Here is a 25,727-nt window from a genome sequence, read left to right as displayed (position 1 = left end):
AATGAAAAAAGACGAGAAGTTTTTATCGTTTGTTTGTGATAAAAATAATATTAAAAATATTCTCGTTTTTAGAAACGGACTTTTGGGCGATACAGTTTTTATCTCCTCATTATTATCAAGACTGACTTACACCTACCCTAAAGCAAATATTGATGTAATTGTTGGAAAAACTTCTGTTGAAGTTTTAAAGCATTTTCCAGGAATCAGGAAAATTATTCCTTTTAATTTTAACTTTTCAATATCATCAATATTAAAACAAATCGGATTTTTCATTTCGTTGATTCCTAATAAATATGATTTGTTAATTGTACCAGAGGTTAATCCGCATTACACAATGGTTGGTAAGTTCTGCTTTCCCAAAAAAATAGCATCCTTTGCAAATCCTCTTGGTTTTAGTGACTATCAAATCGATCGTCCTAAAATTAAAGCAACATTAGCCGAAGCTGAATTGGTAAAGAATTGGACACAATTAGACGGGAAAGATAAACCAGTAGTGTTTGTCTCTGATGAAGAGAAGATAAAAATACGTAAACATCTGGAATCATTTAGTGTAAGTGAAAATGATAAAATGTTATTTTTCAATCCCGGCAGCAGCACACAGTATTCTGAAAAAGATTGGGCGTTTGAAAATTATGCTCCGGTTGCAGATCATTTTATCTCTAAACACGGTTATAAAGTTGTCTTTAACGGATTAAAAAGAGACAAACAGGATTTTGAAAAAATTTCATCGATGATGCATTCCAAGGCAATTATGTTGGCGGGAGAAAATGCAGTTGATATAAGAAGTATGTTTGCACTTATCAGTATTTCAGATTTGGTTTTAGGTGTTGATACAGGCCCGACTCATATTGCAACTGCTTTGGATATCCCTGTTCTTTGTTTAACCGGGTTTACGGATGCGGACGAAACAGGGCCATACCACCCAAATGATTTAGTAACAATATTAAAGTCGGATATGCCCTGTATTCCTTGTGTGCATTCAAATCCCAAACCGGCTCAATGGGAAATTTGTAAGAGTATCCGTCCTGTTGATTGTATGAGGAGAATTACACCTGAAAAAGTTATTTTGGAAATAGAAAAAATATTAAATAAATGAAGAGATTTATTTTATGAAAACAATTAAAATCAAAAACAGTAGCAAAGAAATTACAATCGGCAAAATAGTTTGTGTTGGCAGAAATTATGCGGAACATGTTCACGAACTTGGAAACATTATCCACGAAAAACCGGTTGTGTTTTTAAAAACAGTCTCATCTGTAATTTATTCTGGTGATGAAATTGTTTATCCAACTTTTTCAAACGATATGCATCACGAAACTGAACTTGTTTTACTGATTGGTGAAGATATTAAAGATGCTGATCTTGACACTTCAGAACGCGCAATTGCCGGATATGGAATTGGATTGGATATGACTTTACGTGATGTTCAGTCTGATTTGAAAAAGAAAGGGCATCCCTGGACAATTGCAAAGTGCTTTGATACTTCTACAGTGCTTTCTGAATTTGTAGAAAAATCTCCTAATCAACTTACACTTGATGAAAAAATTTCTTTAAAAATAAATGGTGAGTATCGTCAGAATGATCAACTAAAAAAAATGCTGCACAAACCTGCTGAAATTGTACAATACATTTCTTCTTTGATGAAACTTGAACCAGGTGATTTAATTTTTACCGGTACACCAAAGGGTGTTAGTAAGGTTGAAAAAGGCGATAAGCTTGAAGCAGAACTTGAAGGAATCGTAAAACTTGAGTGTGTAGTGAAATAGAGAATGAGTTATTGCGAGGAGTTTTTGACGAAGCGATCTAAAAATATAAAACAGATTTGCTTCACCCTAATCGGGATTCGCAAGGACGTACTTAATTTATTTATTCAATCCAGCTAAAGCTTTTCTTATGAGCTCTTCTAAAGAATAGTTTGCATTTTCGGAAAGCAAATCCCGAACAACTTTTTCTGCAAGTTGTCTTTGGTAGCCAAGCGTTGCCAATGCAGAAATAGCTTCATCTTTAGCAGATGTTATTTTAATTGATCCATCTGCTTTAATCGCATCAACTTTATTTCTTAACTCGAGCACAACTCGTTCGGCTGTTTTTCTGCCAATACCGGGAATGGCAATTAAACGGGAGACATTTCCGTTGGCAATTGCATCTTTCAAATCATCAACAGAAATTCCGGATAAAATACCCAAGCTTACTTTTGGTCCAATTCCACTTATAGAAATTAAAAGTTCAAACATTTCCTTTTCAGATTGAGTGAAAAATCCAAACAGAGTAATTGAATCTTCTTTAACACTTGTGTGGATAAAAAGGGAGGCAGTTTCTTTTTCGGAAATCTTTTCAAATGTGGTTATAGAAATATTAACCAAATATCCAACTCCATTTACATCAAGTATAATTTGTGTTGGTTTGGATGAGATTATTTTTCCTGTTAAAAATCCAATCATTGTAACTCTTCTTGTCAAGCTGAACTCATTTCAGCTTCTTGTTTATATATTAAATGTGGTGTCTAAAGATTCCGAAACAAGTTCGGAATGACAATACTAATTATTAATAACCCTTTCCGGATACGCTTCTATAAAAGATTTCCAATCTTTAGTTTTCTTTACGGGATTTTTAAATCTGAAAGCGTGACAAAGTGCAATTGCAAGTGCATCGCTTTCATCAACTTTAATTTTTTCTGATTTAATATTTAAAATAGTTTTAATCATAAAAGAAACTTGCTCTTTACTCGCAGCACCTTTCCCAACAACAGATTTTTTTACTTCTCGCGGAGAATACTCGCTTGCAGGAATATTATTATGTAGTGCACAAAGAATGGAAACCCCGCGCGCGTAACCAATCTTCATTGCTGATTGAACGTTCTTTCCGTAAAAGGCAGTTTCAATTGCAAATTCATCAGGTTTGTATCTTTTTATGATTTTACTTATTTCGTTGTAAATTATAACAAGTCGTTGTGGGATTGGTTCACTAGCTGGAAGGTTAATTGATCCTCCGGCAACTTTTACGAAGCTATTATTTAAATACTTAACAACTCCATATCCGGTTATTCTTGTTCCTGGGTCTATACCTAAAATGATCATTTAACTTTCATAGTTTGTCTTACAAATAAATTGTCATTTCGACCGCAGGGAGAAATCTTTTTATTTTATAAAAGGAAGATTTCTCAGACGAAGACTACTTCGAAATGACTAATAAGGAGTTATCAATCTTTCGAATGGGGGAATGACAATTAAAAAGCATTTACTGAAAATAATTATTCAACAATATCAGCATTAGAAAAAACGTTTTGAACATCATCAAGATCTTCAAGTCCTTCGATCATCTTCATAACTTTTTCAGCATCTTCACCTTTAACCTCAATCATATTCTTTGCAATCCACTGAAGTGAAGCATTTTCAACCGTAAAACTTTTATCAACTAAAGATCTTCTAACTGGTTCAAAAGATTCAATGGTTGTCGTAACTTCAAAAAAATCTTCTTCGGTAGTAAGATCATCCGCTCCTGCTTCTAATACAATTTCCATTACATCGTCTTCTTTTTTACCTTCAGCAGGAAGTGTAATAACACCTTTCCTATCAAACATCCATGCAACAGAACCGGTTTCACCCATGCTTCCGCCATTTTTGCTAAACAAATGTCTTACTTCTGCAACCGTTCTGTTTTTGTTGTCGGTCGCAACTTCAACAAGTACAGCAACTCCAGCAGGACCGTAGCCCTCATAAGTTAATTCATGGTATGTTACGCCTTCAAGTTCACCAGTTGCTTTTTTTATTGCACGATCAATATTATCAAGGGGCATATTTTGAGCTTTAGCATTATCAACCGCTAAACGCAGTCTTGGGTTTCCATTAACATCGCCGCCATCTCTTGCTGCAATTGTAATTTCTTTAATAAGCTTTGTAAAAATCTTTCCTCTTTTTGAATCAAGTACAGCTTTTTTTCTTTTAATCGTTGCCCATTTTGAGTGACCGGACATTACTAATTCTCCTGAATTTCTTTTTGGTTTATTCTTAAATCTTTTAATCTAAGTTGCGGATAAGTTCTACCATCTCTTACCGTTTTATCAATCGTATAAACAATATCCACTTTTAATTTTTTATCTGATACCAAATCTAAATATTCACGCATATTAAAGCCAATAGTATCAAATATCTTGTCATTACCGTTTTGTTTAAAGCAAGCTATAAGGTGTTTATTGCCAACTAATCTTGGCGTGTTAACAATTTCCACTCCTTCCGAAAGAAATACCGGACGCATATTTTGTGGACCAAATGGAGCAAATTGATCGAGTATTCTTAAAAATTTTGGCGTGATTTCAGACAGTTTAATCTTGGTATCAATAATTATTTCAGGAAAAAGATCATCACCGGTAATTGTTTCTTTTACAATCTCATTAAACTTGTCTTTAAACTCTTGAACATTGTGAAGTTCAACAGCCAAACCAGCCGCTGCCTGATGCCCGCCGAAGTGAATTAATAAATTCTCGCAACGCTGCAGTGCTTCGTAAATATTAAAATTTGTAATACTTCTTGCGGATCCTTTTGCAATTCCATCTATTGTTGTAAGCATAATAGTTGGCCGATAATATTTTTCAACTAAACGCGATGCAACAATTCCGATTACACCAGGATGCCATTCTTCCTGATGAAGAACAATAGCCAGATCATTTTCAAGATCAATTGATCTTTCAACAAGTTGCAAAGCATTATCAAATGTATCTACATCAATTTTACGGCGCGCATAGTTTTCTGTTTCAAGAACTTTTGCAAGTGTTAGCGCTTCTTCTTTGCTGTCGGTAATTAAAAGTTCAACCGCGCGTTTTGCGTCACCCAATCTGCCAACCGCATTAATTCTTGGCGCGATTGTAAAAACAATTTGTCCGGAATTTAAATTACCAGCATGAAGACTGCTGCTTTCGATCAATGCAAGAATACCAGGTCTTGGATTAGCATTAATACTTTCTAATCCTTCTCTAACTAAAATTCTGTTTTCATCAACAAGAGCAACGATGTCTGCTGCACCGGCAAGTGCAACTAAATCAAGATACTTTAATGGCATTTCACGTCTGCCAATTTTTTCAGCAACACCTTGTGCAAGTTTAAAAGCAACTCCAGCACCGGAAAGATATTTAAATGGATAATTACATTCTGGTTTTAATGGATCCAACACTGCTAGTGCGGGCGGTAGTTCATCTTTAGGCTGATGATGATCACAAATAATTACATCCATTCCCAATTCATTAGCATAAGCAGTCTCTTCAATCGCGGTGATACCACAATCCACGGTAATTAAAAGTTTGGCATCTGTGGTTGATTTGATTACATCAATGCTTTCTTTTGATAAACCATAGCCTTCGGTTAATCTTTGTGGGATGTAAAAATCAACATTTGCTCCAAGTTCTTTTAGGAACATATATAATAGAGCCGTTGAGCATGTGCCATCAACATCATAATCGCCATAAATGCAAATAGGATGATTTTCAGTAAGTGCATGAATCACCCTTTTGGAGGCTACCTCCATTCCGTTCATAAGATAGGGATCGTGTAAAGATTCAATAGATGGTCTGAAGAAAAATTTTGCATCAGCAAAGGATTTAATATCTCTAAGAAATAATAGCTTAGCTAAAATTTCCGAGATATTCAGCGAGTCAGCAAGTGCTTTTAAAGAATTATCGTCTTCAACTTCTCTGATTTTCCAACGTTTATATAACATAAGAGAATTAATTATATTTTATAAGAACAAATCTAAAATCTCAATCCTATAAGCCGAATTCTGTAACCCCGACCTGACTGCCTTTAGGCAAGTTTGTATCGAGACGGCAATTATTTGTCTTGTTCTACTGTTACCAGCAGACTTAAGCGGTCCACCCGAAAATCCATCAATGCAATTAAGCATTAATTCAAAGCGAACAACTTTGTCCCGATAAAATCAGAAAGATCTTCTTACTTGACCTTGCTTCAGGTGTGGTTTGCCATGCACTCGATATTACTATCGAGCCGGTGAGCTCTTACCTCGCCTTTTCACCTTTTCCCTGAAATAAATTTCAGGGTAGTATATTTTCTGCGGCACTATCAGTCGATAATAGATTTCTCCATTAGCTCCCGGGGGTTACCCGGCACCTTGTTCTGTGAAGTTCGGACTTTCCTCCTCCCGAAAAAATCGGGAAGCAATTGCCCGGATTGAGTATTAGATTATTCTTTTAAATGAATTAACATTTCTGCCAATTCTGCCAATTACTAAATTAAGTTTCGTATATAGATTGAGAACTGAGTAAAATCATTAGGATAAAATATAATAAAAATAGAATTCTGTTCTTAATCTAACTAAGCCTGATTTCCATCTACCTCATCAGCTATTTCTTGAGAAACCAGGATTCTACCGCAATACTCACAAGTAAAAACTCGAGCATTTCTTCTAATTTCTAATTGTCTTTGGGATGGAACGATATTATGACAACCTGAACAAGCTGATCTTCGGATAGTGGCGACAGCTTTCCCTTTTTTTGCTTTTCGGATTCGCATATAAACAGAAACATCTGGTTTCTTTATCTGTTCTTCAATTTTCTTTCTATCTGCCTGCAGAATAGTATCTTCTTTTTCATTTGCTTTTATGATTTCTTTAAGATCTGCTTCTCTTTCCTTTAACTCATCTTCAAGTTCAACAAGTTTTGGTTTTATTTCTTCAATTTGTTCCGTTAAACTTTTGCTTAAATCTGCAAGCGCGTTGTTTTCCGCTTCTAATTTTACTATTTGCTCATCAGAGTGATCAATCTCTTTTGTTAAAGCATCGTACTCTTTATTATTTCTAACCTGATAAAGCTGTGCTTTAAATTTTTTCTGACTTTCCTTTAATTTTTCTACCTCTTCTTCATTCTGGGCTCTTTTTTCAACAGATTCTGTTTGAGAAGTTTCTTTTTCCGTAATTTCAGATTTTAAAGCATTTATGCTGTTTTCTAAGGAGCTAACCATATTAGGTAAATCTCCGCGTAGTTCTTCTAATTTATCAAGTTGGTCATCAACAAGTTGTAATTGGTACATTACTTTTAATCTATTATACAATTTTTTCTGGCTCCTTAATTATTATAAAAAACAATTGGGTTTGTTGAACCCGAATACTTATAAACTTTAGTTTTATCTGTTAAAGATTTTTCAATTCTCTTTTTTAACTCCTCCAAAACAGAAATTTCTGTTTCGTAATGTCCCGCATCAATTAAAAGGATTTTATTTTCCGCATCCTGAAATGTATGATATTTTACATCGGCGGTTACAAATGCGTCTGCTCCATTTTTAACGGTAGCATCAAGTAAATCACTTCCGGATCCACCGCAAACAGCAACTGTTTTAATTTTGGATTTTAGTCCTTGTGTAAATCTTAAGTTTTTTGTCTTTAAAGATTTAGATACAAGATTTAAAAATTCTTTTTGAGATAATTCTTTTTCCAACTCTCCAATCACGCCCATGCCATAATTAACATTTTCATTTGCAAGCGGATAAATATCGTAAGCAACTTCTTCATACGGATGAAATTTTTTCATTTCAGCAATTACTTGTTGCGCATTAAATGAATCTACTAAAACCTCTATCCTTACTTCTTCAACACTTTCAATTTTCCCTTTTACCCCAACCATTGGGTTAGATTTTTCTGATCCTTTAAAAGTTCCTGTTCCCAAAGTTCTAAAACTACAATTTGTATATTCTCCAATCATACCTGCGCCCGCAGAGTGCATTGCTTCCGCAACCTTATCCGCATTATTTTGTGGAACAAAAACTACAAGCTTGTTTTGGTTTGATGAAAGATTAACAAGAAATTTTTGATTTGACAATTTTAGTTTTTTTGCAAGTTGAAAACTTACTCCATCATTAGTGAAGTCTAAATTTGTATGTGCCGAGTAGAGAGTAATATCTTTTTTAATAAGTTTTTCAATTATTCTTGATTTACTATCATTTTTAGTATCAAGTTTTTTTAATGATCGAAAAAGAAGCGGATGATGGCTGATAATAAGATTACAATTTTTACGGTTAGCTTCAACAACTACATTTTCATCAACATCTAAACAAAGTAAAATGTTTTTAACCTCTCGATGTAATGAACCAACTTGCAAACCTACGTTGTCTTTTTCCCAGGCGATAGATTTTGGTGCCCAGTCTTCAATTATTTTAATGATCTTATCGCATCTCATAATAGCAAAAAAAATGCACCCTTAATTTTAATTGGGTGCATTCTTATAAATTTTTCGTCTTTGCATTTTGACTGTTCAGGTCAGCCTTTGCAAGAAATTTAAATTTTTTCGGATTTATTCTTCTCATATTTAGTGCATAAATATATGTTTATTCGAGAAAATAAACAATTATTGTTTGGTTATAATTTAAGCCTCAATCCAGTTTCCATCCTCACGAATCAAATCAATAAGCTCATCAACCGCATTTTTTGAAGGAATATTACGCCGAACAACATTTTTTTCTCTATACAGTGTGATTTTATCCACACCTGATCCAACATAACCGTAATCAGCATCAGCCATTTCGCCGGGACCATTTACAATACAGCCCATTACGGCAATTTTCAATCCCTTTAAATGTTCGGTTCGTTTTCGTATCATTTCAGTGGTTTCCTGCAAATCAAACAAGGTCCTTCCGCAGGAAGGACAGGCAATATACTCGGTTTTTGATATTCTTTGTCGTGCAGCTTGAAGAATGTTAAATAAAAGTCTGTTTAAAATTTTTTCTTTTGTTTCGGATTTTTTGATAAAGCTTTTTACATAAGTCCCTGATTTTTCTGCTCCACTTTTCAATTCATTTACAGATAGCCAAACCCCGTCGCCAAAGCCATCAATTAACAAAGCACCCAAATCTGTTGCGGAATAAAGCTGCAAATCTTCAAAAGTTATTTCAGTATAAGTCCTTTTAATAATTACAGAATTTTCAATTTCATTCTGCAGTAAATCAAAAAACGCTCGGCGTTGTTCTGCCATTCCATGCTGATTATTAGTCTCTAAAACTATCACAATTGTTTTATCGATTTTAATTTTTTCAACTAATTTATTTGATAAATCGTTAATGTTTAATGTAACAAAATTTAATTCGTTTGATTTTTTGTCAGAATCCAAAAATGTTTTTGCAGAAAAGATCGGGTAACTATTGTAAGCGTTTTCCAAATTCTTCCAAATTTCGAAATCATAAATTGCATTTAGTCCGTTTGGACAATCAAAAGGAAGAATATTTTTTCCAAGATAAATTAAATCGGTAGCAATATCAGAAAGATTCCATTTATCAGACTGTTCATCATAGGTGTAGCCAATTTCAATCAAATCTTTTTGTGATGAAATTTTTCTATTGTTGTAATCTGCAACAACACGCGGAACATTGCTTCCGCCGATTGATAGGACCTCAGAAGTTTTTCTTTTGTTATAGTTAAATGGATCTTTTGGTGATTCTTCAATCTCTTTAATCGGTTTGTGATTTTCTCTTCCTTGGTAACGATTGACAATCGCAATTGCCACAGGTGCTTCAAATTCAGGATCTTCAGTAAGTGAAACACGAACAGTATCTCCAATTCCGTCTTCTAACAAAGCACCAATGCCAAGAGCAGATTTTATTCTTCCATCTTCACCGCCGCCAGCTTCGGTTACACCAAGATGAAGCGGATAGTTCATTCCCTCTACTTCCATTTTATTAATTAATAATCGGTAGGCTTGAACCATAACTTGTGGATTGCTCGATTTCATAGATAAAACAATGCTGTGATAATTTTCACTTTCGCAAATTCTTAAAAATTCTAAAGCAGATTCTACCATTCCAAGCGGAGTATCACCGTAACGACTCATAATTCTATCCGAAAGGGAACCGTGGTTTGTTCCAATTCTCATAGCAGTGCCGTACTCTTTACAAATTTTTACTAGAGGAGTGAAGCGATCTCTTATTTTTTCAATTTCTTCTTGATATTCAGCATCAGTGTACTCAATCAAATCAAATTTTTTCTTATCCACATAATTACCAGGATTAACACGAACTTTTTCAACAATTCTTGCTGCCATTTCTGCAGCATTTGGAGTGAAGTGAATATCTGCAATGAGCGGAACAGTATAACCACGAACCTTTAATTCTTTTTTTATGGCTTCAAGATTTTTTGCTTCGTTTATGCTCGGTGCAGTAATTCTAACATATTCACAACCCGCTTCAATCATTCTTATTGTTTGTTCAACTGTTGCAATAGTGTTCATTGTATCAGTTGTTGTCATCGATTGAATACGAATCGGATTATTTCCACCAAGTGGAATATCGCCTATAAAAACTTCTCGTGTTTTATAACGCGAGTATTTTGTTAAACTATTGCAGTATTTTTTTATGCTTTTAATGTTTGAGTTCATAAATTGAATAAATTCCTAATTAAAACAACAATCTTTAAATGATTTAAGTTTCTAAATTAAATATAAAAATAATTCACCCGAGACCGAAAGTCTTAAATTCTTCAAACTTAATCTTATTATATTTCGGATATGCGAATCCCCGAATCGAAAATAGAAGAAATACGCAATTCAATAAGTATTGTTGATGTGATTTCGGAATACGTTCAACTTAGAAAACGCGGAAAAAACTATATTGGTTTGTGTCCATTCCATTCTGAAAAAACTCCTTCGTTTACTGTAACTGAGGAAAAGCAAATTTTCCATTGCTTTGGATGCCACGCTGGCGGAAATGTTTTTAAGTTTTTGATGGACTATAAAAAAATATCGTTTGTAGAATCTGTGCAGGAAATTGCAGAGCAAAATGGAATTGAAATTAGTTATGATGACGAAGGCTTTAATGAAAAACAATCTGAGCAAGAAGTTCTTTATGATATAAATACTGAAGCGGCAAAATATTTTTCCAATAATCTTTTACACGATGATGAAGGTGAGATAGCTAGAAATTATTTTCAGAAACGAAATCTTAAAGTGCAAACAATGCGTGCTTTTGGTTTAGGTTACTCGCTTAACGGATGGGAAAATCTTGTGAACTTTCTTAAAGAAAAAAATATTGATTTAGAAAAGGCTTTGCATCTTGGATTGATCGGACGCAACAACGATGGAAGAGTTTTTGATAAGTTAGCAGGTAGAATCATTTTTCCTATTTTTTCACCAAATGGCAGAGTTGTAGCTTTTGCAGGAAGAAAACTCCGTGAAGATGATTTTGGCGGGAAATATATTAATTCCCCCGAATCAATTATTTACATTAAAGGTAGAATTCTCTACGGACTTTCACATGCTAAAGATGATATCCGTAAACTTGATAAAGCAATTATCGTTGAAGGCTATATGGATTTGATTTCACTTTATCAAAGTGGAGTTAAAAACGTTGTCGCAGTTTCCGGTACAGCATTAACCGATGATCAAGCACAGCTTCTTTCTCGCTATACTAAAAATGTTGTTTTGCTTTTTGATGCAGATGCAGCTGGCATTAAAGCATCTATGCGCAGTATTGAAATTTTATTACGCCGTGATTTTGATGTTAAAATATCCACTCTTCCCAAAGGTGAAGATCCCGATTCCTACGTCACCAAATTCGGCAAAGATGCATTTGATGAAATTATAAAACGAGCAGAAAATTTTCTTGAGTATCAGACAGCATATTATGAGGCGCAGGGAATGTTTGATGATCCAACAAAAACTGCTGAAGCAATTCGCGATCTTGTAAAACCAATAGCTCTCGTTGATGATGAATTAAAAAGAAAACTTTTAATTAGAAATATCGGAAGAAAATTTAATCTGCGAGAAAAACTTTTAGAATCAGAACTTGATAAAGCACTGGATTTTCAGAAGAAGCAAAATAGAATTCAGTCGCAAAGAATTTTTAAAAAAGAAGAAACGCAACAGGAAAATTTAATTCCACAGGGAAAGAAAACGGTAGCCCCGCATTTTTATAACACCGAAAGAGAATTGATAAGGTTGTTGTTTGAAAATAATGAAGAGCTAATTGGACTTATTACATATAATGTTCATGAAGAAGATATTCTTGTTGATATTCATAGGACAATATTTGAAAAAGTTTACTTTGAATATGAAAATCGTGGCAGTCTAAATCCCGCAGATCTAATCTCTTTGTTTGATGAGGATGTTCAATCTTATTTACGAGAACTTACAATAGAAAAATATTCGCTCAGTAATAATTGGCAGGATTTAAATCCATCAATAACCCAGGAAATGATTACCAAAAAATATGCAGTTGATCTGATAGTAAAATACAAACAAATGCAAATTGATTTGCAAATAGCTGCAAATGTAGCCGCTCAAGAAAATGTTGATAGCGAAGAAAGACTTTTGGAATTAATGAAAGAAAAACAAGATCTGGAGAAACAAAGAAAACATATTCGCGAAGAACTTGAGAAACAATAAACAATGAATTACCGACAAGCAAAAAACGGAAAACTATTAATAGAAATCTTACCGGATAAGTGTGACTTTTGCGGATGCTGTGTTGGCGTTTGCCCTGAAGATGCGATCGAACTGAAAGAAGCAGAGATATTTATAATTGATCCAAGGTGTACTAATTGTGCCAAGTGTGTTTGGTCTTGCCCGATAGAGGTTATTAAGTTTAATAAAGAAGGTGTTCCGGTTTTATGAAGAATAAATATGATATAATAGTAGTCGGTGCCGGACCCGCAGGAAGTATGGCTGCACGATTTGCTGCAGAACAAGGCGTTTCTGTTTTGATGCTTGAGAAAGATCGTGATGTTGGTTATCCAGTTCGATGCGGCGAAGCAATTAGCAAGGCTGGCGTTGAAGAATTTATTCCAAGTGATGATAAATGGATAACCGCAAGGATTAGTAAGTTCTCTTTTAATGCCCCCGATGACAGCGAAGTTATAGTTGATTTTGGTGATGCAGGCTACGTTCTTGAACGAAGAATTTTTGATTATGAGCTTGCGAGAACTGCTGCAGAAGCCGGAGTAGAAATTGTAACCCGTGCTTATGTTAACGGATTATTATTTAATGATGGAAAAGTAAGTGGAGTTAAATACGAATACAACGGTGAACAAAAAGAAGTTACTGCAAAAGTTGTAATTGCGGCTGATGGAGTTGAATCTCGTGTTGGACGCTGGGCTGGACTTGAAACACACATAGATTTCCGAGATATGGAAAGTGCTGTGCAGATTACTGCTGCTAACATTCCTGTCGATCAAAACACTCTTTACTTTTACTTTGGTAAAGATGTTGCACCAAATGGCTACTTTTGGGTTTTCCCTAAAGGACACAATAAAGCAAACATCGGTCTCGGTGTTAGCGGTTTAATTGGAAAGAAAAAATCTGCACTGTCTTTTCTTGATGATTTTATGAACATGCATTATCCAAACGCTCCGGTACTTACTAAAATTGCGGGCGGAGTTCCGTGCTCAATAACGCTTGATAAAATTTCTGGACCCGGTATTATGCTTGTTGGTGATGCAGCACGACAGGTTAATCCGTTAAGCGGTGGCGGAATTGCAAGCGGAATGATTGGCGGAAAGATTGCCGGTACAATTGCGGGTGAAGCAATCAAACAAAACAAGCTTGATCATATCTTAACATATGATAAATCGTGGCACGATAGACTTGGCAAGCGCCACGAAACTTTTAACAGAATTAAAGAAGGTATTTACAATTTTTCTGATGATAAGTTTAATAGCATTGCACACTCAATTCTAAAAATTCCTATCGAAAAAAGAACACTTGGCAAAGTGTTTACTACTGCGTTAATTAATAATCCATCATTGCTTGTTGATATTGCAAAAGTGTTTGTGGTTTAGCAAATAACCTTTAATTGACATTGCCAATCTGACTTCTTACATTGGCATCACATTTTAAGGGATTATTATGAAAACCTTAATATTTGTTTTATTATTTATTCTGATATTAACCACTCCTCAATTTTCTCAAACACAACTTTTAAGAGCTGGTAATGGGGTCCAATATTCATATGAAGGAAACCAGACATGGATCGTTATCTCCACTAATAAAATCACAATAAACAATAAAGAATACTTTGAACGAAAAAATTATTCCCCCTGGATAAACCAGATAGACTACACCACTTCTTTTGAAAGAATAGTGGGTGATTCTGTGTATTATATATTATCAGTTTCTAACAGCGATTCCCTGGTATTTAACTTTAATTGGCAGGTTGACCAAATTTTGTTAAATCATCTGTCAGGAAATTATCTTTTCGAACGCCGAATTGACAGCATAATAATATCCTCAATGTATATTCCACAGGATACAATCTACTATATTGGCAATTATTCAATTAATATTACTTCTGGGGATACCAGTGCAGGTCTTCCACCATTCAATACTTATTCAAAAAAAATTGGAAAATTAAATGATGGACTCTGGACATATTATGAAGGGGCTAAAATAGATGGCTTAAGGTACGGAACAGTATTTAATTATCCTGAAGAAATAATTTATTCTGAAGACAGCTTTTACATTCCAACTCTTGGGGATACTGGTTCTGTGAAAATTCTTAATACATCAGATCATTCAGTAAGAATTGATTCAATTAACTCTGTTGGGGCATTTTATGGCTACCGTGGATTCTTAAGCAAACCTGGATTTGAATATCAGTTTTATCTTTTCCAAACATTACCCAGCCCACAATGGAATGATACTCTTGGAATAATAATTCCGCCACACGATTCAATAAACATTTCTTTTTATGATGTAGATTTATGTCCAATCTGTGATTATGAAGTTCAAGAATACTTTGAAGATACTTTACGATTTGTTTTTACTTTTATGGATGGAAATGTTTATTCGTTCAGCAAAACAATTCCCATTAGCGGAGAAGGGCATCCTTCTGCTGTTGAGGATGAAGAAGTATTACCGAAAGAATTTTCATTATCCCAAAACTACCCAAACCCGTTCAATCCAAGTACCAGTATTCAGTATTCTATAGGCAGCAGGCAATTTGTTTCATTAAAAATTTATGATGTTATTGGAAATGAAGTTGCAACGCTTGTTAATGAATATCGCAATTCTGGAAGTTATGATACAGAGTTTAATGCAGATAAACTTTCAAGTGGGGTATATTATTACCAGTTAAGAGCCGGAAGTTTTGTTCAGACGAAGAAGATGATCCTAATGAAATAAGAACACACCTCTTTTAAATTCCCCTCTCGAGAGGGGAAAAGAAGGGGTGTGTATTTTTAATAGATTTAATGGAATGAAGGAATAGATTAAAACTCCGCACTAATTCCAATTGATGGAAGAATTCCTATTGAAGATGATTCATCAGTTCGCATTTCGCGTCTATCCCAACGTACCCCGTTTTGATTATTTTGATTATAGATATTTTGGATATCAACATAAGTAATCAAAGTCCAACCATCAAAATACCAGCGTTTATCCACTCTTACATCTAAACTATGTGCCGATTTTATTCTTCGTGTATTATAACCTATAATGTTTTGCGTGCCATCAAAATTAAAAGGTGTGTATGGTCTTCCACTTGCAAATCTAAATTTAGAACTTACTTCCCAATACTCATTTATCTTATAACCTCCGGATAAATTAATTATCCAATTTTGATCATAGCTTCCAGAACGCTCAATTCCATCTAAAGAAGTATAATCTGATTTGCTGTAGGTAAAACTAAATATTCCATAGTAAGGAATATCAGATAATTTTTTCTGAATGGACAATTCAATGCCACGCGCTTTACCGAATCCAACATCTACCAAGGGTTCTAAACCAAAAGAAGAGAAATTGTCATCGCTGCCAGAAAATCCGGCTCCGGTATTTGCAAGAACAAGATATGGTCTGATGGTACTAGTGGGATAGTTCTTATAATCTTTATAAAACGCCTCTACTTTTAACAAAGCATCAGCAGAAATTCTATGATCAAAACCTAAAACAAATTGATTAACTTGTATCATTCTCAAATCTCTATTGCTTTCAAATGCTTCAAGCCAAATGTAAGATGGTGATTGATTATAAATTCCGGTACTGAAATTTAAATTTGTTAAATCAGTTAAAGCATAAGAAAGTGAAAGACGCGGACTAAAATAAATCTTTTTATTTAATGCCGTAAAAATATCTGAGCGAACACCAAGGTTTGTATTTAATCTGTTAAAGAGTAAAGCATTATAGTTTGTATAAACACCAAACTTTGTATATGTGTTTTCTGTCTTTAATGAAGTTACAGGAAGCGAATCACCGAACGATGTTACAAAAGTTGGAAACAAAATATCATAATCTGCTTCAATTAATTTTACTGTGCCTCCAAAGTTTATTTCGGAAGTTTTTGAAAGTTTGAAAACCAGATCAGCGCGCAAAGAGTTTTCTTCTTCTTTAGATTTATTGGTTAAGATTGGATTTAAAAGTGAATCGCTTTGTCTGCTGTCGTAATCAACATAATTTCTGCTTAGGGCAAGATTAAAAAAACCGTCTGTAAACAAATGTCTGTAAGTAAATCCAGCAACATATTGAACTTGATCAGTTCCGAGTATTCTAGAATTATCAAATCGCTGATCTGCATCATCATTAAAGAATTTAACATTATCAAAAGCACTTATAAATAAAAAGCTAAATGCATCTTGTGAGTGTGGATTAAAATCTGCCTTTAATAAAACATCGTAGTATTCCGGCACAAAAGAAAAATTTGCAGCTTTAAAAATAAAATCAAGATAACTTCTTCTTGCGGAAAAAATAAAATTTGATTTTTCTGTGATAGGTCCTTCTAAATTCAATCCAAACTGCGATGCTGAGATAGTTCCTTTACCGCCAATTCTATCTTCTCTTCCATCTCTTAGGTTGATATTGAGAACAGATGAGAGTTTATCACCATATAGAGCAGAAAATCCGCCTGTTGAAAAAGAAGTTTCACGAACAAAATCTAAATTAACATAACTTAATGGTCCGCCAGTTGCTCCTTGTGTTCCAAAATGATTTATGTTTGGTACTTCTATTCCGTTTATAAGATAGAGATTTTCAGATGGTGCGCCGCCACGAACAATCAAATCATTTCTTCCTGCATCTGCTTGTGCAACTCCAGGTAAAATAGATAAAGCGCGAATTACATCTTCAAATCCGCCCGGACTTCTTCTTATCTCTTCATAACTGAAATTTCTTATGCTGTTAACTTCAAGTGGATCCTTTCTAAAATAATCGCTAGTTACAGTTACTCCTTCAAGTTCAATTGCCTGAGGTGCGAGTTCAAAATTAACTTCGAAAGGTTTGCCGGTTTGTACAACAACATCAGTTTTTATTTGAGTATTATAACCTAGTACGGAAGCTCTAATCCGATAGGTATTTACTGGAAGATTTTCAATTTTAAATAACCCCTCCGAGTTTGTGGCTGCGCCAAAGTTTGTTTCCAATACTAGAACATTTGCAAATGGCAATGGTTGCTTGGTAGTAAAATCAAAAACTCTTCCGTAGATGCTACCAGTTAAATTTTGAGCAAATAAGTTGTTAGATAAAACAATAATTATTGATATCAATATTAATTTATACATGTCATTTCAGGATTATTTTTAGATATTGAATAGTTAAAAACATTTTTTAAGTAAGAAAGTTCCATTTGGTAAAGATAAATCGTTTCATCCATAAGAGTAAATTGGTATATTTTTGATGAAAATGATAAAAAAAATAATTGTATGCCGAGAAAAAAAAATAATTTAATTCCTAAAGATAACGAGAAGAAGGATAAAGACTCGTTTTTATCAGGTATTAAACAGAAGAAACTAATTACCGAACCACAAAATTCAGTTCTTTGTGAAATTGCTTCAGCGTTTGATGATCAATTTCACTATGTGTTAAAAACCGATGGTGAAAACTTAGAAATATTTTATTCGCCAAACATTAAAAAAGTGACCGGATATACACCCGCTGAGTTAATCAAACTATCTTCTTTGGGAAGGGAGATGCTTTTTGAAGAAGATGCTTCGGATGTAAAAAAGAAGTTGTATAAAATTGAAAATGGAAAAGTTTCAAACCTGGAATTACTCTATCGATACAAGAAAAAAGATGGAAAGATTATCTGGTTAAAAGAACAAATAAAAAGGGAAACTGTTGATAGTCAGAAAATCTTAAAAGGCTTGGTTATAGATGTAACAGAATTTAAGAAAACAGAAAGTGATTACGGTGAGATAATAAATAATCTTTCAAATGAAGTTACTGCGCGGGATAATTTTTTATCTATACTTTCACACGATTTGCGGGCACCTTTTTCCAGTATACTTGGATTTACAGAAATTCTATTAAGTGAGGCATCTTTAACAGATGCTGAACGTACTGAATATCTTAACTACATTAACGATTCTTCTACCAACCAATTACAGCTTGTAAATTATCTGCTTGATTGGTCAAATCTTCAAACCGGAAGAATGCATATGGATCCGCATCGAGTTCAGGCGCAAGGTTTGGTCTTTAACTGTATCTCTGCCCTAACCGGTGTCGCAATGCGAAAGAATATTGAAATAAAAGTAAATGTACCCGATTCAATTTTTATTGAAGCTGATGAAAGATTGATGATGCAGGTTATAACTAATCTTGTAAGCAATGCAATTAAATTTTCTGAAGATGGAAAGACTATAAAAATATCCACTGATAGATTTAATAACGAACTTGTTGAGTTTGTTATAACCGATGAAGGTGTTGGAATCCCGGATAATTATAAATCAAGAATTTTTAAGTTCGAAAAAATGTTTTCTACAAGAGGAACGCGCGGCGAAAAAGGAACAGGGCTTGGGCTTTCACTAGTTAAAGAAATTGTGGAAAGACATAAAGGACAAATTTGGTTTTATTCTAAAGAAAAAACAGGAAGTGAATTCCATTTTACAGTACCAAGTTCCGAAAACACGATTCTGCTTGTAGAGCATAGTCAAACTGATTTTATACAATTAGAAAAAACTATCAGGGAAAATTTTCCACAATTTAAATTTGTTGGCACCGATAATGGCTTTGAAGCAATAAATATTGTTCTAAAACAACATCCTTCACTAATCATTTCTGCACACGATTTACCACTGATGAACGGAATACAATTTGTAAAATCAATTATTAAAGGTGATAGAAAATACTATGCTCCAATAATTGCGCTTTTAGATTCCGATGATGATGTATTGATAAAAACATATCAAGAAATCGGAATCAAATCTATTCTTTCTAAACCTGTTAATATCAAACAATTTAACAGAGAAATATCTCTGGCGCTTAATTAATCAATAAATTATATCAATTCAATTTGAAAAAGACTTTCGTTATTTTTCATCAGTTAAAAAATTATTATCGGAGGAATTTGTGAATCTTGCAGTAGTTGGAACCGGATATGTTGGTCTTGTGTCAGGAACTTGTCTTGCAGAAACGGGTAACAATGTTACTTGTGTTGATGTCGATGAGAAAAAGATTGAAACAATGAAAGATGGTCATATTCCTATTTATGAACCCGGACTTGAAGTTTTATTTTTAAGAAACATTGTAAAAAAAAGATTAACTTTTACCACAAATTTACGAGATGCTGTTCGTAATTCTGATGTTATTTTTCTTTGTCTTCCCACACCACAAGGCGGCGATGGTGCTGCAGATTTGAAATATGTATTAAAGGTCGCTGATGACCTTGGACTGATGTTTCGTGATGAACCTGAACTTGGATTTAAAGTTATTGTAGATAAAAGTACAGTTCCAGTAGGAACAAGTGATAGGGTGCGTTCAGCAATAAAAAAGCACGCTCCAAATTTTGATTTTGATGTTTGTTCCAACCCGGAGTTTTTACGAGAAGGAATTGCTGTTGAAGATTTTATGAAGCCGGAAAGAGTGATTGTTGGAACAAGTAATGATAAAACCAAAAAAGTAATCGAACAGCTTTATGATCCTTTTGTAAGAACCGGAAATCCAGTTTACTTTATGGATGAAAAATCTGCTGAGATGACCAAGTACGCAGCAAATTCTTTTATTGCAATGAAAATATCTTTTATGAATGAGATTGCAAGATTATGTGAACTTACGGGTGCGCAGGTCGATGCAGTAAGATTGGGAATCGGTTCAGATTCACGTATTGGTAAAAGATATTTATTTCCCGGAATTGGTTACGGCGGTTCTTGTTTTCCAAAAGATGTACACGCTTTGGTTAACACGGCAAATGAAAACAAGTATGATTTTAAAATATTAAAGTCAGTAATCGACGTTAACTACGAACAGGTAAAACATTTCTTTAGAAAAATATCCAAACACTTCAAAGAAAATCTTAAAGGTAAACATTTTGCAATGTGGGGATTGGCATTTAAGCCCAATACAGATGATGTGCGTGAAGCTCCGGCGCATTATCTAATAAAATTATTACTGGATGCAGGAGCAACTGTTACAGCTTACGATCCCGAAGCAAACAATACAACAAAAGCGGTTCTGGGTGATGTTATTAAGTATGCGGAAACTTCTGATGTTACATTAAATGATGCAGACGCATTAATTGTTGTAACTGAGTGGAAAGAATTTAGAAATCCTGATTTTGAAATTATTAAGAAAACCCTTAAAGCCCCCGTTATTTTTGATGGTAGAAATCTTTACGATCTTGAAAAACTTAAAGCTCTTGGTTTTACTTACTACTCAATCGGAAGAACCGATATTATTAATTAGGTTAAATTATGGGGAGTGATGATGTACGTTACTGGTTTGCTCTTGTTGTAAAATCAAGATGCGAATTTAAAGCTGAAGAAGAACTAAGTACACTTGGAGTTTCAACTTATTTGCCATCAACAACTTTGTTAAAAAAATGGAGCGACCGGAAAAAAGAAGTTATTGTTCCAATTATTAGAGGTTACATTTTTATTCATGCTAACGAAAAAGAAAGGCTTTATTCGTTAGAACAAAAATCAGTTGTTAAATGTCTTTTTGATGCAGGAAGATCAGCTGTAATTCCTGACTGGCAAATTGAAAATCTCAAAAGAGTGTTAGAGTACAAACCGGAAATAACTGTTGAAAATGGTATCACTTTTGGTGATTCAGTAAAAATAATTGATGGACCTTTTGAGGGTGTTATTGGTATTTTAATATCAACTTCAAAAGGTAGAACACTTTCAATTTCTATTGATTTAATTCACCGAAGTATAATTGTGCATTTGCCAAATGAGAGTATTGTAAAAGCTTTAGATTAGTTACGCTCTTAAAATTATTATTAGTTGAAGTAAAATATAAGATATATTTAAAATGTTAAACCAATCAGAATTATCATCTATTTCCAAAGAGGAATCAATAGATCACTTTCTACTTGTAAAAAAATGTGAAATTAGATTAACAAAAGCTGGCAAAGAATATCTGTCGTTAGAACTTGGTGATAAATCCACATCATCACAATCAAATCTTTGGGAAGATGTTTCAGGATTTAAGTCAATAAAAAATTCTTTGACTGTTGGTGATATTGTTAAGATTGCCGGATCGATGGATGAGTATCAGGGAAATCCGCAAATTAAAATCGAATCAATTCGTTTATCAAAACAAAGTGATGATGTAACTCCAAAAGATTTTCTTCCAAAATCATTGCGCGATCTTAACCAGATGAAAAAAGAATTTACTTCAAGAATGGAAAAGATTACAGATGCTGATTTGAAATTCTTAATGAAAAATATTTTTTCTGACGAAAGATTTGAAAAATATACTTCAGTTCCAGCAGGCAAAATGTGGCATCACGGTTACATTAGCGGATTGATTGAACACACTTTAGAGATTATTAGAATTTGTGATTTGATGTGTGATATTCATTCACAAATAAATCGCGATCTATTAATTTGCGGAGCCATGTTACACGATTTTGGAAAAATAGAAGAACTAAGTTTTGAACCTGTTTTTGAATATACAGATAAAGGAAAATTACTAGGGCACATTGTAATTGCTGCTATGATTGTTAATGATGAAATAAATAAGCTTCCTGATTTTCCAGAAAATCTAAAAAATAATTTATTGCATCTTATTTTAAGTCATCAAGGTAAACTTGAATATGCGTCACCAGTAGTTCCAAAAACTTTGGAAGCAATCACACTTTATCAATCAGATGAGCTAAGTGCAAAAGTTAATGCATACAAAAATGTTATTGCAAATGAAATCAAACCGGGTACAAACTGGACAAAATTCATTTCACTTGCAGGAACAGATATTCATAGTCACGGAATTGAAAAATCAATCAAAGAAAATAAAACATTATTCGATTAAACAAACTAAACCTAAGGGACACAAATGAAAAAAATTCTACAACTCGCATCTATTCTGTTGCTTGTTATGTTTGGGGTAAATTTTTCTTTGGCTCAAACAGTAGATGAGTTACTTAAACAAGGTGATCAATTTGTTGCTGAATTTCAGAATCAGAAAGCTTTAGAATCCTACCAAAAAGCTGAAAAACTGGAGCCAAATAATTGGGAAGTTTTATGGCGTATAAGTCGTGCTTATGTTGATCTTGGTGAAAAAATGCCCGAGAAAACTGATGTCCAAAAAGATGAACAAGAAAAAACTTACAAAAAAGCTTTAGAGTTTGCAGATAAATCTGTTAAGCTTGGTCCGGATCAGGCGATAACTTATGTACGACGTGCAATTGCAAATGGAAGAATAGCTTTATTTGAAGGAATATTTTCTGCAATTGGCACTGTAAACGATATAAAAGAAGATTGTGAAAAAGCTATTCAACTTGGAAATGGCGGTAACTATGTTCAGGCTCTTGCTCACTATGTTTTAGGAAGAGGACATTTAAAGGTTTGTGAAAAAGCGTATCTAGTTCGTTTACCTTTAGGCTTAGGCTGGGGTGATACTGAAGAAGCGGTTAGATTATTAGAAACGGCGGTAAAACTTAAACCCAACTTTAGAATGTTTTTATATGAGCTTGCTAAAGCGTACATAGAAGAGGATGATTATGATAAAGCAAAAGAAACTTTAAAGAAAGTTGAAAAAGCTCCTAAGGTTGATGAAGATGATGATATTGTTTTAGCAAATGCAAAAAAACTTTACGAAGAAATTAAGAACGAATAACCTTTACCTCACCCTATCCCTCTCCTTAATAAGGAGAGGGAATTAAAGGGAGAGATTTTTGGGATACGAAAATGAATTTCAATCAAACATTTCTAACTAAACTTTCCGAATCAAAAAAAATTGTTTTCTTTACAGGTGCAGGAATTTCTGCAGAATCCGGTATTCCAACTTTCCGTGGTAAAGATGGAATTTGGAATAAACTAAAACCTGAAGAACTTGCAAATTTTAATGCGTTTATGAGTAATCCACAAATGGTGTGGGAGTGGTATAACCATCGCAAAAAAATTGTACACGAAGCAAAACCAAATTCCGGGCATTATGTTATCTCAGAAATGCAAAACTTGTTTGATGTTGTAACTGTAGTAACACAAAATATTGATAATCTACATCGCCGCGCTGGAAGCGATATAATATTTGAATTACACGGAAACATTGAAAGAAATTTTTGTATCAACTGTAAAACTTTTTATAATGAAGAATTGGATTTCTCAAATGGAGTTCCAAAATGTAAATGCGGAGGATTGATTCGCCCTGATGTTGTTTGGTTTGGCGAATATTTACCAGAAGATCAATTTAGCGGCGGTGAAACGGCTGCATTAAATTGTGATATGTTTTTTGTCGTTGGTACTTCTGCTGTTGTTTATCCAGCTGCTGGATTAGTACATGTTGCAAAACAAGCCGGAGCATTTATTGTTGAAGTTAACATCGAAGAAACAGAAATTACTCCTTTTTGTGATCAATCATTTTTTGGTGAAGCTGGCAAAATACTGCCAGAAATTGTTAAAGAAATAAAAAAATTCAATCAAAAGTAACTAGCCATTAATTTTTCTTCGGAACAATCAAACTTAATACTGCAGTAAAAACAGCGGCTCCCACAATAGACCAAATAATCGGAAAGTTTATGCTTCCAACTTCTATCGACCAGAAATCAGGAAAGTTAAACTCGCGGGCAAGTATAGTTCCGATGTAAGCACCGATAAATCCAACCGCAATTGAAATAATACATCCACCTCGCTTAAATCCTACAAGTGAACGGCCAATTCCACCTGTAATTCCTGATATTATAAGTAAAAGTATAATTTCCATTTTATCCTCTTTCTGTTCAATCAAAAATAGGTTTTATTCTGATAAATTTCTTGCCATATTTAGAATAGAACTATTATAATAATTTTTTTGTTAAAATTGTTACAATAACAAAGGTTAAGTATTGAATAGAAGAAAATTTTTAAGAAATATATCGTTGGCATCTGCAGGAGTTTTATTTGTAAATGAAAAGCTGCAGGCTAAACAACCACCTAGCTTAACAAATTTCAAACCCGATCCAACAAAGTGGAACGACTATGAAATAAATATTGCGTGGATTGGACACTCAACTGTCTTAATAAATTTTTATGGTACAACAATTTTAACCGATCCGGTTTTATTTGAGCGAGTTGGTGTGAGCATATTTGGAATGACATTTGGTCCAAGCAGATTTACACATCCCGCATTAACAGTTGATGAAATTCCAAAGCCAGATATTATTCTTTTATCTCATGCACACATGGATCATATGGATTATGAAACGCTCTCAACAATTGTGAATAAATATCCAAATGATATTGATTGTATAACTGCTTACAATACGGCGGATGTTATCTCTGAATTAGAATGGAAATCCTTACAGGAAATTGATTGGAACGAAGAAACCGAATTGCTCGGAATTAAATTTAAAGCTCTTGAAGTAAAACATTTTGGCTGGCGATATCCATGGGAGTGGGATCGCTCTAAAGGTTATATGAAAGAGGGAAGAAGTTATAATGCAATAATATTAGAAAAGAATGAAAAGAAAATTTTATTTGGCGGTGATACTGCCTATCACGATTTATTTCTTCCGCTAAAAGATGAAAAAATAGAAATAGCAATTATGCCAATTGGCGCATACAATCCTTGGAAAAAAAATCATTGCAATCCTGAAGAAGCACTGATAATGGCGGTAAAACATATTGGTGCGAAATATTTTATTCCAATCCACACAAAAACTTTTAAACAGGGTAGCGAACCAATTGATGAACCGTTAATTTGGTTAAACAAATCCATATCAAACTATAATATAAAACTTGGGTTAGATGATATCGGAAAAACGTTTACTCTCAATTCTATTTAGTATTTTTGTTTTGTAATTAAACATAAAATTAAATGAATAAATTAGAAAAAGGTTACGTCCAGATTTACACAGGAAATGGCAAAGGTAAATCGACGGCCGCAATAGGGCAGGCAGTTAGAGCTGCTGGTTATGGACTCAAAACTTACATAGCACAGTTTATGAAAGAATATCCTTACAACGAATTAATAAGTTTAGAACAATTAAGCGAATGGATTACAATTGAACAATTTGCCGGCGATGATTTTGTTTACCGCAAAGAAATGCCAAACAGAGTTGAGATGGATAAAGCAAGACGCGGACTTGAAACCGCAAAAGCAAAAATGCTAAGCGACAAATATGATTTAATAATTCTTGATGAAATACTAGTTGCAATCCATTTTGGATTATTCAATGATGAAGAAGTAATGACTTTTATGAAAATGAAACCCGAAAATGTCGAATTAATTTTGACTGGTAGATATTGTCCTGATAAAATTCTTGAAGCCGCGGATCTTGTAACAGAAATGAAAGTTATAAAACATTATTATCAAGATGGTGTTTTAGCAAGAAAGGGAATTGAGTCTTAGTCTATTTATTGTAACAATAAGTTGGGAATCTAAAATTATAATGGTAAAAAAATTT

The 25,727-nt window shown here is 33.8% G+C and carries 23 protein-coding genes and 1 other RNA gene; 14 read left to right on the top strand and 10 right to left on the bottom strand.

The window, feature by feature from the left end; all coding sequences use genetic code 11:
- The first annotated feature begins 1 nt into the window (after window position 1).
- Entirely contained in the window at window positions 2–1,096 is a 1,095-nt protein-coding gene (locus IPJ23_18145) for a glycosyltransferase family 9 protein (protein MBK7632579.1), read from the top strand.
- A 13-nt stretch (window positions 1,097–1,109) separates the two neighbouring features.
- Window positions 1,110–1,766, top strand: a complete 657-nt coding sequence (locus tag IPJ23_18140) for a fumarylacetoacetate hydrolase family protein (protein MBK7632578.1) — start codon at window positions 1,110–1,112, stop codon at window positions 1,764–1,766.
- Between the two features lie 96 nt (window positions 1,767–1,862).
- Here the strand turns inward: IPJ23_18140 and ruvA are convergent, their stop codons facing one another.
- The 8 genes from ruvA to ispG all read right to left on the bottom strand — a co-directional run bounded on the left by ruvA (window position 1,863) and on the right by ispG (window position 10,363).
- Entirely contained in the window at window positions 1,863–2,441 is a 579-nt protein-coding gene (gene ruvA, locus IPJ23_18135) for a Holliday junction branch migration protein RuvA (protein MBK7632577.1), read from the bottom strand.
- Window positions 2,442–2,537: 96 nt separating this feature from the next.
- Entirely contained in the window at window positions 2,538–3,077 is a 540-nt protein-coding gene (ruvC, locus tag IPJ23_18130) for a crossover junction endodeoxyribonuclease RuvC (GenBank protein ID MBK7632576.1), read from the bottom strand.
- Window positions 3,078–3,250: 173 nt separating this feature from the next.
- A complete protein-coding gene (locus IPJ23_18125; protein ID MBK7632575.1) occupies window positions 3,251–3,973 on the bottom strand; it encodes a YebC/PmpR family DNA-binding transcriptional regulator in 723 nt (240 codons plus the stop codon).
- A 2-nt stretch (window positions 3,974–3,975) separates the two neighbouring features.
- Window positions 3,976–5,709 carry a single-stranded-DNA-specific exonuclease RecJ gene (gene recJ / locus IPJ23_18120; protein MBK7632574.1) on the bottom strand — a complete coding sequence of 578 codons (1,734 nt, stop codon included), beginning with the start codon at window positions 5,707–5,709 and terminating at the stop codon, window positions 3,976–3,978.
- A gap of 33 nt (window positions 5,710–5,742) precedes the next feature.
- Window positions 5,743–6,183, bottom strand: an RNA gene (gene rnpB, locus IPJ23_18115) — RNase P RNA component class A.
- A gap of 137 nt (window positions 6,184–6,320) precedes the next feature.
- A complete protein-coding gene (locus IPJ23_18110; protein ID MBK7632573.1) occupies window positions 6,321–7,055 on the bottom strand; it encodes a hypothetical protein in 735 nt (244 codons plus the stop codon).
- 14 nt (window positions 7,056–7,069) lie between these two features.
- Window positions 7,070–8,176: a Nif3-like dinuclear metal center hexameric protein gene (locus IPJ23_18105; protein ID MBK7632572.1), complete on the bottom strand. Its 1,107-nt coding sequence runs from the start codon at window positions 8,174–8,176 to the stop codon at window positions 7,070–7,072.
- 186 nt (window positions 8,177–8,362) lie between these two features.
- A complete protein-coding gene (ispG, locus tag IPJ23_18100; GenBank protein ID MBK7632571.1) occupies window positions 8,363–10,363 on the bottom strand; it encodes a (E)-4-hydroxy-3-methylbut-2-enyl-diphosphate synthase in 2,001 nt (666 codons plus the stop codon).
- Between the two features lie 129 nt (window positions 10,364–10,492).
- On the opposite strand from ispG, the gene IPJ23_18095 reads away from it, so the two are divergent.
- The 4 genes from IPJ23_18095 (at window position 10,493) to IPJ23_18080 (ending at window position 15,100) form a co-directional block, all read left to right on the top strand.
- Window positions 10,493–12,367 (top strand): DNA primase, encoded by a 1,875-nt coding sequence (locus IPJ23_18095; GenBank protein MBK7632570.1) that lies wholly within the window; start codon window positions 10,493–10,495, stop codon window positions 12,365–12,367.
- A gap of 3 nt (window positions 12,368–12,370) precedes the next feature.
- Complete coding sequence (locus IPJ23_18090) at window positions 12,371–12,595, top strand: 4Fe-4S binding protein (GenBank protein ID MBK7632569.1); 225 nt, start codon at window positions 12,371–12,373, stop codon at window positions 12,593–12,595.
- Entirely contained in the window at window positions 12,592–13,758 is a 1,167-nt protein-coding gene (locus IPJ23_18085; protein ID MBK7632568.1) for an NAD(P)/FAD-dependent oxidoreductase, read from the top strand. The genes IPJ23_18090 and IPJ23_18085 overlap by 4 nt, the downstream gene beginning before the upstream one ends.
- A gap of 451 nt (window positions 13,759–14,209) precedes the next feature.
- Window positions 14,210–15,100 carry a T9SS type A sorting domain-containing protein gene (locus IPJ23_18080; GenBank protein ID MBK7632567.1) on the top strand — a complete coding sequence of 297 codons (891 nt, stop codon included), beginning with the start codon at window positions 14,210–14,212 and terminating at the stop codon, window positions 15,098–15,100.
- An 86-nt stretch (window positions 15,101–15,186) separates the two neighbouring features.
- Here IPJ23_18080 and IPJ23_18075 read toward each other — a convergent pair whose 3' ends face one another.
- On the bottom strand, window positions 15,187–17,466 hold the full coding sequence (locus tag IPJ23_18075) for a TonB-dependent receptor (GenBank protein MBK7632566.1): 2,280 nt from the start codon (window positions 17,464–17,466) through the stop codon (window positions 15,187–15,189).
- A gap of 141 nt (window positions 17,467–17,607) precedes the next feature.
- On the opposite strand from IPJ23_18075, the gene IPJ23_18070 reads away from it, so the two are divergent.
- The 6 genes from IPJ23_18070 to IPJ23_18045 all read left to right on the top strand — a co-directional run bounded on the left by IPJ23_18070 (window position 17,608) and on the right by IPJ23_18045 (window position 23,772).
- Complete coding sequence (locus tag IPJ23_18070) at window positions 17,608–19,173, top strand: PAS domain-containing protein (protein ID MBK7632565.1); 1,566 nt, start codon at window positions 17,608–17,610, stop codon at window positions 19,171–19,173.
- Between the two features lie 79 nt (window positions 19,174–19,252).
- Window positions 19,253–20,584: a UDP-glucose/GDP-mannose dehydrogenase family protein gene (locus IPJ23_18065; protein ID MBK7632564.1), complete on the top strand. Its 1,332-nt coding sequence runs from the start codon at window positions 19,253–19,255 to the stop codon at window positions 20,582–20,584.
- An 8-nt stretch (window positions 20,585–20,592) separates the two neighbouring features.
- Window positions 20,593–21,102, top strand: coding sequence for a UpxY family transcription antiterminator (locus IPJ23_18060; GenBank protein ID MBK7632563.1), 510 nt, complete (start codon window positions 20,593–20,595; stop codon window positions 21,100–21,102).
- A gap of 52 nt (window positions 21,103–21,154) precedes the next feature.
- Window positions 21,155–22,153 carry an HD domain-containing protein gene (locus IPJ23_18055; protein MBK7632562.1) on the top strand — a complete coding sequence of 333 codons (999 nt, stop codon included), beginning with the start codon at window positions 21,155–21,157 and terminating at the stop codon, window positions 22,151–22,153.
- A 24-nt stretch (window positions 22,154–22,177) separates the two neighbouring features.
- Complete coding sequence (locus IPJ23_18050; protein ID MBK7632561.1) at window positions 22,178–22,960, top strand: tetratricopeptide repeat protein; 783 nt, start codon at window positions 22,178–22,180, stop codon at window positions 22,958–22,960.
- Window positions 22,961–23,031: 71 nt separating this feature from the next.
- Window positions 23,032–23,772, top strand: coding sequence for an NAD-dependent deacylase (locus IPJ23_18045; GenBank protein ID MBK7632560.1), 741 nt, complete (start codon window positions 23,032–23,034; stop codon window positions 23,770–23,772).
- Between the two features lie 7 nt (window positions 23,773–23,779).
- Here IPJ23_18045 and IPJ23_18040 read toward each other — a convergent pair whose 3' ends face one another.
- The gene (locus IPJ23_18040; protein ID MBK7632559.1) at window positions 23,780–24,046 is read right to left on the bottom strand and encodes a hypothetical protein; all 267 of its coding nucleotides are present in this window, start codon (window positions 24,044–24,046) and stop codon (window positions 23,780–23,782) included.
- 121 nt (window positions 24,047–24,167) lie between these two features.
- On the opposite strand from IPJ23_18040, the gene IPJ23_18035 reads away from it, so the two are divergent.
- Both IPJ23_18035 and IPJ23_18030 read left to right on the top strand, forming a co-directional pair.
- Window positions 24,168–25,106, top strand: coding sequence for an MBL fold metallo-hydrolase (locus IPJ23_18035; protein MBK7632558.1), 939 nt, complete (start codon window positions 24,168–24,170; stop codon window positions 25,104–25,106).
- 32 nt (window positions 25,107–25,138) lie between these two features.
- On the top strand, window positions 25,139–25,672 hold the full coding sequence (locus tag IPJ23_18030; protein ID MBK7632557.1) for a cob(I)yrinic acid a,c-diamide adenosyltransferase: 534 nt from the start codon (window positions 25,139–25,141) through the stop codon (window positions 25,670–25,672).
- The last annotated feature ends 55 nt before the right edge of the window (window positions 25,673–25,727 follow it).

This window comes from Ignavibacteriales bacterium, assembly GCA_016709765.1.
GTDB lineage: Bacteria > Bacteroidota > Ignavibacteria > Ignavibacteriales > Ignavibacteriaceae > IGN3.
This window is presented reverse-complemented; position numbering and strand designations above follow the sequence as displayed.

What these genes read in the sequence shown, in the direction of transcription:
- IPJ23_18080 (MBK7632567.1), top strand. Translation starts at nt 14,210, where the DNA reads ATGTATATTCCACAGGATACAATCTACTATATTGGCAATTATTCAATT.
- IPJ23_18045 (MBK7632560.1), top strand. Translation starts at nt 23,032, where the DNA reads ATGAATTTCAATCAAACATTTCTAACTAAACTTTCCGAATCAAAAAAA.
- IPJ23_18085 (MBK7632568.1), top strand. Translation starts at nt 12,592, where the DNA reads ATGAAGAATAAATATGATATAATAGTAGTCGGTGCCGGACCCGCAGGA.
- IPJ23_18055 (MBK7632562.1), top strand. Translation starts at nt 21,155, where the DNA reads ATGTTAAACCAATCAGAATTATCATCTATTTCCAAAGAGGAATCAATA.
- IPJ23_18050 (MBK7632561.1), top strand. Translation starts at nt 22,178, where the DNA reads ATGAAAAAAATTCTACAACTCGCATCTATTCTGTTGCTTGTTATGTTT.
- IPJ23_18095 (MBK7632570.1), top strand. Translation starts at nt 10,493, where the DNA reads ATGCGAATCCCCGAATCGAAAATAGAAGAAATACGCAATTCAATAAGT.
- IPJ23_18090 (MBK7632569.1), top strand. Translation starts at nt 12,371, where the DNA reads ATGAATTACCGACAAGCAAAAAACGGAAAACTATTAATAGAAATCTTA.
- IPJ23_18030 (MBK7632557.1), top strand. Translation starts at nt 25,139, where the DNA reads ATGAATAAATTAGAAAAAGGTTACGTCCAGATTTACACAGGAAATGGC.
- IPJ23_18105 (MBK7632572.1), bottom strand. Translation starts at nt 8,176, where the DNA reads ATGAGATGCGATAAGATCATTAAAATAATTGAAGACTGGGCACCAAAA.
- ruvA (MBK7632577.1), bottom strand. Translation starts at nt 2,441, where the DNA reads ATGATTGGATTTTTAACAGGAAAAATAATCTCATCCAAACCAACACAA.
- IPJ23_18060 (MBK7632563.1), top strand. Translation starts at nt 20,593, where the DNA reads ATGGGGAGTGATGATGTACGTTACTGGTTTGCTCTTGTTGTAAAATCA.
- IPJ23_18040 (MBK7632559.1), bottom strand. Translation starts at nt 24,046, where the DNA reads ATGGAAATTATACTTTTACTTATAATATCAGGAATTACAGGTGGAATT.
- recJ (MBK7632574.1), bottom strand. Translation starts at nt 5,709, where the DNA reads ATGTTATATAAACGTTGGAAAATCAGAGAAGTTGAAGACGATAATTCT.
- ruvC (MBK7632576.1), bottom strand. Translation starts at nt 3,077, where the DNA reads ATGATCATTTTAGGTATAGACCCAGGAACAAGAATAACCGGATATGGA.
- ispG (MBK7632571.1), bottom strand. Translation starts at nt 10,363, where the DNA reads ATGAACTCAAACATTAAAAGCATAAAAAAATACTGCAATAGTTTAACA.
- IPJ23_18075 (MBK7632566.1), bottom strand. Translation starts at nt 17,466, where the DNA reads ATGTATAAATTAATATTGATATCAATAATTATTGTTTTATCTAACAAC.
- IPJ23_18070 (MBK7632565.1), top strand. Translation starts at nt 17,608, where the DNA reads ATGCCGAGAAAAAAAAATAATTTAATTCCTAAAGATAACGAGAAGAAG.
- IPJ23_18140 (MBK7632578.1), top strand. Translation starts at nt 1,110, where the DNA reads ATGAAAACAATTAAAATCAAAAACAGTAGCAAAGAAATTACAATCGGC.
- IPJ23_18145 (MBK7632579.1), top strand. Translation starts at nt 2, where the DNA reads ATGAAAAAAGACGAGAAGTTTTTATCGTTTGTTTGTGATAAAAATAAT.
- IPJ23_18125 (MBK7632575.1), bottom strand. Translation starts at nt 3,973, where the DNA reads ATGTCCGGTCACTCAAAATGGGCAACGATTAAAAGAAAAAAAGCTGTA.